Genomic DNA, 12,401 nt, shown 5'->3' with positions numbered 1-12,401 from the left:
GGTGGTGCAGGCGCCAAGCGTCGCTGAGCTGTGTAAAACGTGTCCACGTGTGGTTCGTTGGAGCCGCCGGCCCGGGAATGGTCCGGATCTTGCCCTCGGCGAGACGAGCCTGGTCATTTGTCGACGCCGCACCCCTCGGCTCGTGGACTACTCCAAGCGGATGTGTTGGCCCGCCCCGTCTACGGCCCGGTGGGCATGTGCGGGCTGCGGAGCACGGGCAGGGTGATCTCGCTGGGGCGGAATGGCGGGCCCCAGAAGCCGTGAGGCGGCTGGTGTAGAGGAGGGTGTGGGGGCTGCGGTGGCTGAGGCTGGCGAGGGCGGGCTGGTCGATGCGGACGAGGTGGTGGAAGGGCCACATCTGGCCGCCGTGGGTCTGACCGGAGAGTTGGAGGTCGATGTCGGCGGCTACCGCCCGGTCGACGAACTTGGGCTGGTGGGCCACGAGCAGGACAGGCAGGTCGGGGTCGGCGCCGTTCAAGGCTCCGGCGAGGTGGGCGCAGCGGCCTTCCAGTCCGGAAGCCTCGGCGGTGACGTCGTCCACGCCGGCGACCACGAGGGTGTCGCCTCCGCGCTCGACCAGCAGATGGCGGTTGCGCAGCGGCTCCCAGCCCAACTCGTCCACCAGATCGACTCAGCCCTGTGCCTCGGCTGTAGTACTCGTGGTTGCCGGTGACGTTTACACGAGCCCGGGTCGCGCGCACGGTACGAGCGGGGCGGCCTGCGCGCGGCGACGTGCGGCCGTGCCGTCCGCGATGTCGCCAGTGTGGCAGACCAGGTCGGCTTCCAGAGCGTTCACGGTCTCGCATACCCGTGCCGACCAGCGGGCTCGGTCGAGTAGGCCGTAGTAGGTGTCGGTGATGAGGACGACGCAGGGGCCGTCCAGCGCGAGTGCTTTGCCTGCAACCGTCCCGAGGGCGCTTCTGCGCGGAGGGTGAGGCCACTCTACCGAACTGACGTGACACCACATGCCCAGCGGACGCCGCGACGATCCTGTTCTGCCTGTGCTGCGCCGAGGCATTCCGGGCCACGGCCCGTTCGAGGGATAGACGCACCTTCCCGGTTCAGAGCGGTGGCTGGGCCGAACAGCCGCGCGGGCAGGAAGTGACTCGTCCCGCCTCACCGCAGGTGCCGCAGGCGGGACAGACGGACTGGCCGGTGCGCTCCGCAGACCAGCACGGAACCGCCAGGAGAACCCCACCGGCACGGCGATCGAGGTCGGGTTCGGGAGCACCGGTAGCGGCAAGGCCGTCCGGATTGAGCAACGGGAAGGTGTCGCCACAGGCCAGGCAGCGACGGAGCTCCCACCTGGTACGGCACGAGGTGCAGGACGCTGCGAACAGGCCGTCCTCACGGGGCTCGAAGACCGTCTGGCGCTGAGGTCCGGTCTTGGCGCACACCGGGCACACTTCGAGCAGTTCGGTCTTGGCGGCCGCCTCTTCCAACGCCGCACACAGGACACGCAATCCCCGGGTCTCGTGCTCGGTTGCCCGGCCACTGCCGTGCCGCCTGAGGGTCTGTTTCAGTCGAGCGGGGAGACGCTCCAACTCGGTCTGGCTCGGGGCGCGTACGACCGCGACACCGTCGGGCCGGGGTTCGAGCCAGCCGCAGCCCGCCAGAGCGGAGCGATTGCCTGCGGGCACGGGCACGGTGTGGGGGTAGTCGCGCGCGTCGGCACCCAGTGTCGCCCATTGGACGGCCCGCAGCAGGCGGCTGACGCTGAAAATGTCCAGAGGGGACAGAGGAGCGACGTCGACATGCCGCTCGGGCGCGTCGCCGTCGCGGCGACCGATCCGATAGGAGGCCCGGACGACGTCAGGCTCAGCGTCCTGCCGTGCTTGAAGCAGCCCTGGATAGACGATCAGGTCGTTGTCGCACACGGCGCTCGGCCGGTCACGGCGGGACTCCGTGATCGCCGCAGCGACCGAGGAGGCGTCGGGAGCCGTGCACAGGTCGGTCGCGATCGGTACGACGCGGAGCACCTGCCGCGTGCGCCAGTGAAGGACGAAGTCGCCCGTCCGGGACCAGGTGACCGTCAGCAGTTCGCCTCGCATGCGGAAACGGGTGGAGCAGCCGGGGGAAGGGACCGGCTGGCCGGCTTCCGGGACGGCCTGGAGCAGCTTGCAGGCGAGCAGCAGAAGGAGGCCGGTGAAACGCTCGAAGGCGCCGAGGACCTCCTGTCGCCGACGGGTCGTTTCGGCTTCTCCGAGACGCGGGGTCTCGATCGCGGTACAGGCTTGCCAGAGCAGAGCCACCCTGCGGTAGTGCGGATCACTGCTCAGCAGGTTCGTCGGATGCAGTTCGCGCGGCGGTGCGGAGCGGTGGTCGACCGCGCGTGCCAGCGGCGAGCCCAGCATCAACTCCACCGTCATGAGGGAGGATTCCAGTGCCCGTCGGCGTACCTCCGCGGCTGCCTGATGTCGACCGGATTCCTCGATGTTCCTGAACAGTTTGGCTAGGTCTCGTCGGGCCCGCCAAGAAGTTTCCTGCGAGGGCATGAGCAGGCCGTGCACATCGTCCACCATCCTGCTCAGGTCCCTGAGCTTGGCGATGCGCTTCTGCAGATGCGACCGCATCACGTTGAGGACGGCGATCGCGACCCGGTTCTCGTAGATGTCGGCGTTTTCCTCACTGCGCCGGGCCAGCAGACGGCTGGGCCGGACACCGGCGAGCGTATGCGAGGCCCAGTCCTCGGGGTGGGCGGCCAGACGTGCCGTCGCGCCTGCGGCGATCGAGCGCACCTGGGACGTCGGCAGGACTTCCTCCACCGTACGCAGGCGCGTGTACGGGCGGTGGCATACCGTGCGCAGCGCACCGGACTCCCGCTCGAAGACGTCCTCCACCGTCAAGGCTTCCGTCTCATCGGTGACGTCGAGGATGATCGGCGGCATGGCCAGCCAGTCGTCGAGCGTAGCGGCCTCCTCGGCGAGACGGGCAGACACCGCAAGGAGATGGCGGACGAGGAGAGAGCCGAGTTCCGGCTCGGCCGCTTCCCGGCTCATCGCCGACCGCGCGAGCGGATTTCGTCGTCCAGCAGTCGTTGTGTTGCCGTCGGCTCGTGAGCGCTGTCGAAGTGTGTCAGGCTTTCGACAAGGTCGGTGCGCAGTGTGTCGAGGGTGTCAGCATGGATGTCGTATCGCCCCCGGACGGAGCGCAGGATGCGTGTGGCCAGCAGGTGGTCCAGCGCTTCCCCCGGGCTGCCTCCGGCGGCGACCACGACTGGTGTGAACTCCTTGATCTGTAGCTCGAGCCGGTTGCCCCAGCCGATGCGCAGCTCATCCGCGAAGCGCCTGCGCCAGAGGGTGTCGAGAAAATCGATGATGCCGTCGGCCTGTGTGCCGTAGGTGGCCTGCGCCTCGCCGAAAGCCTGGCTGATACGTCCGAGTCCGAGGGGCTGCGCCGGTGCGCACGGCGTCACCGGCAGCTCCGGGTGCTGCCAGGGCAGTTCCAGGACGAAGGCCCGGTCGTAGGTCTTGTCGGCGAAGCCGACGGTCGTTTCGTCATGGTTGGCCGTCCCGATGAACCAGACGTTTTCCGGAATGGCGAGGTGCGTTCCGTCGATGATCAGGTCGGCGGGGTTTCCGACCGGTGCTGTGGTCAGCGTCAGTCTGGGTCGGTCCTTGATGGCGAGGGCCGACAGCACTCCGCTGAAGTACTGTTCGGGATGGGAGAGGTTCATCTCGTCCAGGACGATGAAGAAGGGCCGGTCCTTGAAGGCGGGGCACTGAGCGCGGTACAGGGCTTTGGTGAACTCCGATTCATAGAAGACCCGGTCGAAGCTGTTGTAGTAACCCATGAGGTCCTGCGGATCGCGCCAGCCGGCCTGGACGGGAACCACGGCGACACTGGTGTCACTGCCGAAGGCGCCGGCCAGCGCCCGGGCCAGGCCGGTCTTGCCGATGCCGCTGATGCCCTGGAACAGATGGAGACGGCTCATCGCCATGCCCGCCAGAACTAGGCGCAGGTCCGACAGGCGATAGGAAAGGCCGGCCTTCTGCCGGATGACCGCCTGCATCTGGCGCACCAGATCGGGCATGCCCGGCATGGGCGCATCGGAAGGCAGGGGTGTGCCGAACTCCCGGTCCATGCGTGCGCAGGCCGGGAACACGTGACCGTCCTTGCCGGCCTGGGCTGTGGCGTTGAGTTTGGCTGCTTCCTCGTTGAGGAGCTGTTGCAGTTGGCCGTTGGCGGCACTCAACCAGTTGTTGATCTCCAGGTAGTTCTGGCGCTCGTTGACCGCGATACGGTCACGTTGCAGAGCGGACTCCAGTTCTCCGCGCTCCCGCACCAGTTCCTCGTTGTCGGCGATGAGTTGCGTGACTTGCTGCCGCAGTTGCTCGAGCATGCGCGCTTCCGCCCGTGGCGCCGTGGCGCTCTCCTCCAGCAGGCGGGCGTTCTCGGCGCGGAGTTCGGTAAGGCGCTCGACGACCTGCTCCAAGGTCATGCCGCCCAGGGACGCCAGAGCGCTTTCGTACTCGTTGAGCCGAGCGCCCAGGCGCTCGTTGCCCTCGGCCAGGGCAGCCGCCTTCTGCCGGTACTCCTCCAGTTGCTGGACCAGCTGGCCGGTGCGGCTCGTCAGCTCGCCCTCGAACCGTTCCGCCCGGCTGGCCTGTTGTTCCTTGAGCGCGGCTTTGAGGTGGACGATGTCCTCGCGTTCGTCCTCCAGCCGGAGCTGCGCGGAACGCAGGTCCCTCTCGCGCTGGGTCAGTTCGCTTTCCCTCTGGTCCAGGACCGTCTGCGCCTCGGCCAGGCGACTCTGCTCCTCGGTCCACCTCGCATGCCGGGCCCGGCGTTCGCTGTCGAGGGCGTCCACGGCCGTCTGCCGCTGCTCCGCCAGCCAGCTCTCCAGCTCACGGCCGGCTGCCAGACGACGTTCGGCGAATTGCGCTTCCGCCGATCGCTCACGGTCGGAAAGATCACGCTCCCTGCGGTCGAGGAGCTCCGTGCGCGTGGCCAGGGCGGCGCGTTCGTCCTGCACCGAAGCCGCGTCCTCTGCCTGGCGGGCAGCCGCGGCAGCGAGCTCCTCCCGCTCTGCCTGAAGCCGCTCTGCCTGTACCGTTAGGGCGTTCGCCGCGTCTTCCTGGCGCTTGGCGAGAGCGCGGTAGAGCTGCCACGCGTGTTCCAAGCCGGAGTGCGTGTCGACGGTCTTGTCACCCGCCGCCAGGACCACCTGCGCCTCGCTCGCCACCTGCTGTATTTCCGTCAGCAGCGCGACGGTTTCGTTGCTCCCCGAAGTGGTGCTGGGCGCCACAGGAGCTGGCTGACGCACACGGGTGGTCTCGCTGCGCTGGGAAGCGGCAGCCTGCTGGCCCGGCCACACCACTCCCTTACCTTTCTGACGCGATCGCGTCTGCCTCTTCCCCATGGCGTCAGTTCACCTTCTCGCTGTCCGTGGATCGGCCACCACTCAGACCGAGCATGTGGCGGGCTGCTTCGTACGCGAGGGTCCGGATGTGCTCAAGCTCGTCCGGGGCCGGGGCACCGGTCGGTCCGTGGGTCGCGTTGTTGCGCAGTATTCGTGACCGGTCGAGATCCTCTAGGAGTGTGGGGCGTCGCCGGATGAACGTGACGAACGGATGTTGCGGATTCTCTCCGGCCGCCCAGACCGCCTTGATGATGTCTCCGGCCAGCCCGCTGGCCGGTGCTTTGCAGTATCTGCGCATCTCCGGCGGCACAGAGGCGGCGCCCAGGCGCTGGGCGGTCAGGACGAATGCGCGCTCCCGTACCCCTGGCTCCCTGGAGGGCGGCAGCCGGGCGGGGAAGCGGTCGTTGAGCCCGGGAAGTATGCACTCGAAGACACGGATCGCATTGCGTGCGGCGTTCTCGCGTTCCCGCGCAGTGTCCTTGAGAAGCGCCAACTCGATGTCTGCGAGGTGAGCCAGCACCTCAGGGTGGTCCCGGATCTCCTCGCCGAGCATGCGTACGACGTCGGCGCGGGCCTCCTCGGCGAGCTCCTGGTCGACCCTGCGCGCGGTGGCAGTCCGGTCGCGGCGGCTCCCGCCGAGCAAACCGTCGATCAGCCGGCCCAAAGGCTCGTCGCTTTCGGCACGGGCCACCAGGAGATCCGCCACGTAGCGCCCGTCACCCACCGCGAACGGATCCTCGACGGTCCACATACGCCCGGACCCGTCGTCGTCCTCAACGACGTAACACACCACGTAGGCGGCGATCGCCGTGCCATGGAAGCCGATCCGCCGAGCCGCCACCACGCCGTCGGGCGTACCGCGGGAACCACCACGAAGCCCACGAGCAGCCAGGTCGTGGCTTTTGCAGGCTTCCAGCACATCTCGCTCCGACGGGCGCAACGAGGAACCGCCGGCCCGAAGCGTCAGCGCGCCAACCTCTCTGGAGGCACCGGCGGTGCCGAACTGAATGGTGACCCAGCGGCCGCGATGCTCCCGCACATCGGCTCGTACCGGATCGGCGACCAAAATACGAGGCAGCAGCACCCCGGTGGCCGGATCCTGGAACATCCGGACGAGCTGGGGATCCGTCTCCGCCACCTCTCCCTCGGCCACGGTACGCCGCCCCGCCTCGGTCAGCTTCAGCCCGGGTTCCATCAGCCGCCCCTCCACAAGCCGGGCGATCACCGTGCGGCACAGGGCGGTGTCCAGGCCGATGAGCCGGGACAGGTCGCCAACGTCTCGCACTCCGGCGGCGCACAAACGCAGCACCACGGTCTGGAAGACGTCCAGTGTGCGGGAGTAGCCGGTCGGCGCCGTCACCTGGTGAACCCACACGGGCAGCAGAACGGGCCGATACCGCTTCCGGGGCGGAAAGGCCAGCTGGAAGACGGGCGTCTCACGGTCGAACGACACGGCCGTCCGCCCCCTTCCGACACAGCTCCAGGAACGCGGCCAGGGGCGCGATCACCTGGGGACTGCCAGGCCCGAACATGTCGTCGTCACCCACGACGGCGAGCAGCCGCTGCTGACGGCTCATCGCCACGCACAGTCGGTTGGCGACGGTGAGGTGTCCGTAGGCGCGCTTGACATCGGTTCGCGCGGCCGGTGCGCAGCTGCGCACGGTGGACAGATAGGTGACGGAGAATTCCATGCCCTGGAAGGCGTCTACGGTGCCGACTCGTAACCGGTCGAGCGGTGCGCCGTCCTCGTCACGGCACAGCCGGGGCACGGGGCGCCATCCGCCCGCATCGGTGAACTCGGCGAGCCCGGCCTTCTTCAGTTCCTTCCACACCTCGGTGACCTGCGCGGCGTAGAACGAGATGACGCCGAACGTCATGTTCGGATGCCGCTCGATCAGCGCGGCGATCTCCGCCGCGATGACAGCGGCTTCAGCGTGCCGCGTGCGGCTCGTTCCCCGTTGCGTTTCGCCGCCCGCGGACAGGGGCACGGGAAGCCACACCGCGGGGACCTCACCGTAGCGGTCGATTCCGTGGGTGAAGTCGGGCGCTTCGCGGCCGTTGCGCAGTTTCCCCTGGTAGAAGTTGTCGCTGACGAAGCTGCCGAGCACCGGGTGCATGCGGAACTGGGTGTCGAGACGGACGAACCGGCGATGTCCGTCGGACGAACCGTGCTCCCACTGCCGTGCCAATCGCTGGAAGAGGCTTTCCTGTAGCCGGTCGCGGACGTCCTCGCCGAGCGAGCCCAGCTCGCGCTCCACGTCGGGTTCCAGCATGTGGGGGAGCTGGGCGTGATCGCCGACCAGCACGATCCGACGGCGGGCCTGAGCGAGGGGGATGAGGAGATCCAGCGGGTTGGCCCGGGCAGCCTCGTCGACGACGACCGACTCGAAGCCCCCGTCTTGACGGCCGAGATCGACCATGGCTTTGGATACGGCCTGTTGGCAGGTCGAGGCCAGTGAGACGGTGTAGGCGCGGAGGGTGTCGTCGACGCCTTCCGGATCGCTGCGCAGGTCGTCCCGGTAATCGAGCAGTGCCGCGGCTATGGCGTCGGGTGACCGGGTCACCGCTTCCGCGAGTTGTGCTGCGAACCGGTCGAGGAGGTCGGCGATCGCGGGATTGGCCACGGTGACTTCTGGCAGCCGAACGCGCGCGGTGAGACGGTCGAGCAGGGTGTCGCGCAACGTGGCGAGAGAGCCAAGGAGTTCACGCTCTGGTGAAGCGGTTCTGGCCGCTGTACGCAGCGACTCCTGGTAGGAGATGCCGTCGAAGAGCGGAGAGTCGGTGAGGTCGAGCCGTGTCAGCAGTGCTCGAGCCGTGCGGGGCCCGTCGTCCTCGAACCCGGTCACCGTGCAGCGCAGCGACCGGATGTAGGGGAGGAGGTCCGAGCGCAGGTCGGGGTCGGCCATGGCGGCGGCCCGAGTGCGATTCCTCTCGGCTCCGTCTCTGAGGCTGCGGAGCTCGCCGACCAGTGAGGGGTCGAATATGTCTCCGAGCTGGGTGAGTACTTGGTCGAGGAATTGGGGCAGGAATTCGGGCGGTACGGGTGCCGCCCTGTAGGTGGCGGCCAGTTCGGCGGCTGCTCGCCGAGCAGCGAGATGCTCTCCCACCGGGCGCTCACGTAGCCGCAGGTCGGCGGCGCGGGCAGCGTCGATGCGCCAGGTGTCCAGCGCGACCTTGCTGCCCCGGCCGCGGGAGTCCACCTTGAGCGGCGGCAGCCCGAAGACCCAGCCTCGCGTGACCAGATGGTCCACCGCCGCGTGCTGGAAACTCGTCAACAGGGTGCTGCCGGCCACCTCTCCGCCCTGGGCGAGATCACCCAGTTGATTGACCAGAGCGGCGATCACCTGCGTTTTGCCCGTGCCAGGCGGTCCTTGGATGATCGCGACATCGGGGGTGTTGAGCGCGGTGAGCACCGCCTCCCGCTGGGCCGGCGTCGGGCCGTGGGGAGCGAAGCAGCTGAGCGCGGAAGGAGAGATCTTCGTGATCCGGCGTCGTGCTGGCTGAGGCCAGGAACCCCCCTCCAGCAGCGTCGGTAGCGCGGGAATGTGTGTCCCGTCGGTGCGCAGCTTCTGCATGGCTTGCTCGCGCCGGTCGAGACGGCGCTGATCGCCGCGGTGTGCCAGGTAGAGCCAGCCTTGGGGCGGCGGGTCCTTCTGGTCGTTGAGGGTCGCGGCGAGTCTCAGGGTCTCGGTGACGCTGTCATACCCGAGCGGTTCGCCGATCCAGGCACGTACCTTCTGCACCCGGGAAGCGACCAGCCACTCCCGGTCGGTCATCGCGGAGTCTGTCACGGAGGCCGGAACGTCTGTTGCTGCCTCGATCTCTACGCGTTCGGCAGCTGTCGTGTTCTCCAGGGCCGCTCGCGTCCGCGGCAGTGCCCGGTCGAGGTCCACCGTGAACACGCAGCGGCCATCGGACTCGACCTTGACCTTGGTGTAGCGGATGATCCCGAAATCGCGAATCCGGCCTCTGATGTGGCGGGCCTCCAGCTCTTGGTACCTGTCCCACATGGCCAGGTAACCGTTCTGGTTGGCCACCAGGTCGAGGCCCCGCTGTATTCTCTCCCGGTCTCGCTGTCTGGCGGTCATGTCGCGGAAGTCGATCGACCCGACGGCCAGTGCCTTCTGGCCGGCGCCGCGCTGATCGTGGACCGAGCTGAGCAGGCGCACAATGCGGTAGCCGGCGCTGTTATTCTCGACGTCGGCCATGAGCCCTGGTCCGTGCACCCGGAAGCCGACCGCAAAGCCACCAGCTGGTCCGGCTGAGACCACCATGCGCCTGGCGTCGGCCGGCGCCCCGGGGCGGGGTTCCAGGAAGAGCTCTCGCCTCATGAACTCCATGACGGCCCCGACGTTGGCGGTGTCCGCGCGGTCCGCGTACTTGGTGGCGTCCTCCACGACGGCGTCGTCGACGTCGAGCAGCAGGCCGGTGCTGAGCGGCACAGCGAGTCCTACGGCGGGGGCATAGATGTGCACGCGCAAGGTGAAGGGTTCGCCAGCCGGCGACGCGGGCGGATGCGGACTACCGGTGCGGCGCCGGGGCGGTGCGGCGGGCGCAGGCGGCTTCGGCCGGGCCGGATGCGCAGTGACCGTCACACAACTGCTACCGGCTGCCTCGACTTCGTCGAGCCTCCGTTCGTCCTCGGGACTCGCCGGCTTGACCCCGAACGTGGCGAAGTCGGTGACCAGGTCGAGTTGGCCTGTGGGGCGACGGTAGAGGCGGACCTCGCTGCCATCGGGAATGATCCGGTCGACGAACTCCTGCGGCACTCGGCGCCAGAGGAAGGACACGAAGACCGGCTCTCCCGGCATACGGGCGGGCATGACCGGCCCCCTGGGGCGAACGCTCACCTGCTCGCCTCCACAGCCATCAGACGTACCCAGCGGTGGATCGCACCCTGTCTCCCGAAGTGAATCGTCCAGCCACGGCCGTCGACAGGCACGGTTGCCTGGCTTCCCTGACCGATCTCCCGCCATGGCCGTCCGTCTTGACGGTCCAGCCAGAGGTTGTCGCGGGAGAGGTTCAGCACGGTGGCGTCCTGGCTGTGAAGCCGCAGCCGCGCGACTACCGCGTCAGGTCGATCCGGGGCGGGTGAGGTGTGCCGGGCGGTCAGAGTCGTCTCGCCGCCGGGACGCAGTGCGGTGAAGTCGGGCAGAGGAACCTCCGAGAGCTGGACACCAGGGGTGTCGTCAGTGCTCCCCGATCGGTCCTGCGGCTCGGTACCCACCGGACCGGTCAGTCCGTGGCGCAGCACCCAGACACGGTCGCGGGGCCTCCGGCAGGCGAGGCAGGAGGGTGCGGAGGCACGGTAGGTCCATCCGCACTCCGGGCACTCGACAGTCTGTCCCGCAGCGGAGTGCAGTGCCGCGGCCCACCGGGCAGCCGACGGCCGGAGGATGGGATTGGCCACGGCGTCCACGAAGCACTGTGAGGCCAGGTCCCACAGTTGACCGGACAGGAGTTCCTGCCGTGGTGTGATGCCCAGAGTGCACTCATTGGTGCGGTCGGTGGGGTGGTCGATCCATGGCAGGCGGAACCGGTCTGCGTACTCCTCTTGGTAGGCGGGGTCGGAGTCCAGCACCTCGTCGCCCCGGAACGGGTGACTTGCCGTGAGGGTCTCGAAGATCAGCACGCCGAGTGCGTGTGCGTCGGCCAGTGTGGTGGCTCCGCTGCGACCCGACACGATTTCAGGCGCCCCGTATCCGGGGGTGTGTACCGGCGCGGATCCGACGGTCGAGGCCAGACCGAGGTTGTCCACGTCGATGAGACGGACTTCCTGTTGCTCGACAGCGGCGGAAATCAGCACGTTGGAGGGGGACAGGTCCTGGTACACGATGGCACGGGCGTGGAGCCGGGCGACGGCGTCCGCAAGTTTGGCCAGCAGCCGCAGTCGGCGTTCCAGACCCCCGGTGCGCACATACCAGGCTGCCAGGTCCTCCTCGTCAGGGACGCACAAGGTGTCCAACGAAACCATCTCGTCGGCCAGTTCCATGACATAACCGAGCTTCGGCGGGGCGAGCAGGGCGAGCACGCCAGCCAGCGGGACACCGTCCAACGGAAGGCGCTGGATGCGGCGCAGCCGAACGTGTACAGCCTCTGCTGCTTCCTGAGTCGGAGCAGTGATCATTTTGACGGCGGTTCGTCCGCCTCGGGCCAGCCATACCTCGCCCTGGCCGCCGGCTCCGATCGAGTGGGACAGTGACCACAGTTGGTGGTACTCGTCCTCGACGGGCCGCAGCAGGCCGCCGAGATCCCAGAGCGATGCCACGGGGGTGCCTTTCCTCTCGCCGCGTCCCGCCGGTTCAGGCGCCGAAGTCGGACAAGTCGTCGGGGCTCAGTACCGGCGCCCGGTCCGGACGAGTACTTCGAGCCTGCTGGGTGACGGTGACCGTGACCCAGCGGAAGTACTGCTGGATGCGTCCGACGTCCTGTGCCTCGAAAACGCCGTTGGCCTCGTCGCTGACGAAACGGCGCAGTACGGCTTTTGCCTGCTCGGTCATGTCGGGACCGATGGCGACCGCCAGCCGGTTGGCTCTGGAACCCTTGGGGGATTCGAGCAACCGGTCAAGGGCCTCTTCCCACTCGTCGGTGGGCATGCCGTCGGACACGAGAACGAGCGTGGGAGAGAAGGACCTGGTGGGGACGGCTGCTTCGTCACGCAGTACCGCGTCGGCGAGCTCGAGGGCGGCACCGAGCGGGGTGCCACCTCGGGCCTCCATGTCGGTCCAGGACGCATCGGCCGCGGGCACCATGTTCTGATGCAGTTCAGCCCGATCGCGGCTGAAGGCGATCACTCCGACGTGGATGGTGCCTCGCCCGATGTCGGCCGTGGCGAAATCGTCGAGCATGCGACGGATGCACTCGTTGAGCACATCGATCTTCTCTTGGGGTTCCCCCATGCTCCCACTCACGTCCGCCAGTACGAGTACTGGTAACGGACGTGCCTTCGCGGCCATGAAACGCGGCGCGGCACCCACGATGTCCCCCCATCGCTCTCACCGCACTAGGGGCTGCAAGCCGATACGCCTAGTTGCGGCAA

The 12,401-nt window shown here is 68.2% G+C and carries 6 protein-coding genes and 1 pseudogene; all 7 read right to left on the bottom strand.

The features are described from left to right. Nucleotides 1-179: 179 nt before the first annotated feature. A pseudogene (locus QNO09_RS04050) lies at nucleotides 180-883 on the bottom strand (metallophosphoesterase); the annotation flags it as partial. Nucleotides 884-1,061: 178 nt separating this feature from the next. Further along, a complete protein-coding gene (locus QNO09_RS04045) occupies nucleotides 1,062-2,999 on the bottom strand; it encodes a DUF2357 domain-containing protein (RefSeq protein WP_283968631.1) in 1,938 nt (645 codons plus the stop codon). Next, nucleotides 2,996-5,248, bottom strand: a complete 2,253-nt coding sequence (locus QNO09_RS04040) for a hypothetical protein (protein WP_283968630.1) — start codon at nucleotides 5,246-5,248, stop codon at nucleotides 2,996-2,998. The genes QNO09_RS04045 and QNO09_RS04040 overlap by 4 nt, the downstream gene beginning before the upstream one ends. A gap of 118 nt (nucleotides 5,249-5,366) precedes the next feature. Then, nucleotides 5,367-6,722: a hypothetical protein gene (locus QNO09_RS04035; RefSeq protein WP_283968629.1), complete on the bottom strand. Its 1,356-nt coding sequence runs from the start codon at nucleotides 6,720-6,722 to the stop codon at nucleotides 5,367-5,369. Between the two features lie 76 nt (nucleotides 6,723-6,798). Then, on the bottom strand, nucleotides 6,799-10,185 hold the full coding sequence (locus tag QNO09_RS04030; protein WP_283968628.1) for a DEAD/DEAH box helicase: 3,387 nt from the start codon (nucleotides 10,183-10,185) through the stop codon (nucleotides 6,799-6,801). A gap of 23 nt (nucleotides 10,186-10,208) precedes the next feature. Next, nucleotides 10,209-11,630 (bottom strand): protein kinase domain-containing protein, encoded by a 1,422-nt coding sequence (locus tag QNO09_RS04025; protein WP_283968627.1) that lies wholly within the window; start codon nucleotides 11,628-11,630, stop codon nucleotides 10,209-10,211. Between the two features lie 34 nt (nucleotides 11,631-11,664). Beyond that, the gene (locus tag QNO09_RS04020; protein WP_283968626.1) at nucleotides 11,665-12,339 is read right to left on the bottom strand and encodes a vWA domain-containing protein; all 675 of its coding nucleotides are present in this window, start codon (nucleotides 12,337-12,339) and stop codon (nucleotides 11,665-11,667) included. Nucleotides 12,340-12,401: the final 62 nt, after the last annotated feature.

Origin of the sequence: Streptomyces sp. 378, from assembly GCF_030124145.1 — a bacterium.
In the GTDB taxonomy this organism is placed as follows: Bacteria; Actinomycetota; Actinomycetes; order Streptomycetales; family Streptomycetaceae; genus Streptomyces.
This window is presented reverse-complemented; position numbering and strand designations above follow the sequence as displayed.

What these genes read in the sequence shown, in the direction of transcription:
- QNO09_RS04045 (WP_283968631.1), bottom strand. Translation starts at nt 2,999, where the DNA reads ATGAGCCGGGAAGCGGCCGAGCCGGAACTCGGCTCTCTCCTCGTCCGC.
- QNO09_RS04030 (WP_283968628.1), bottom strand. Translation starts at nt 10,185, where the DNA reads ATGCCCGCCCGTATGCCGGGAGAGCCGGTCTTCGTGTCCTTCCTCTGG.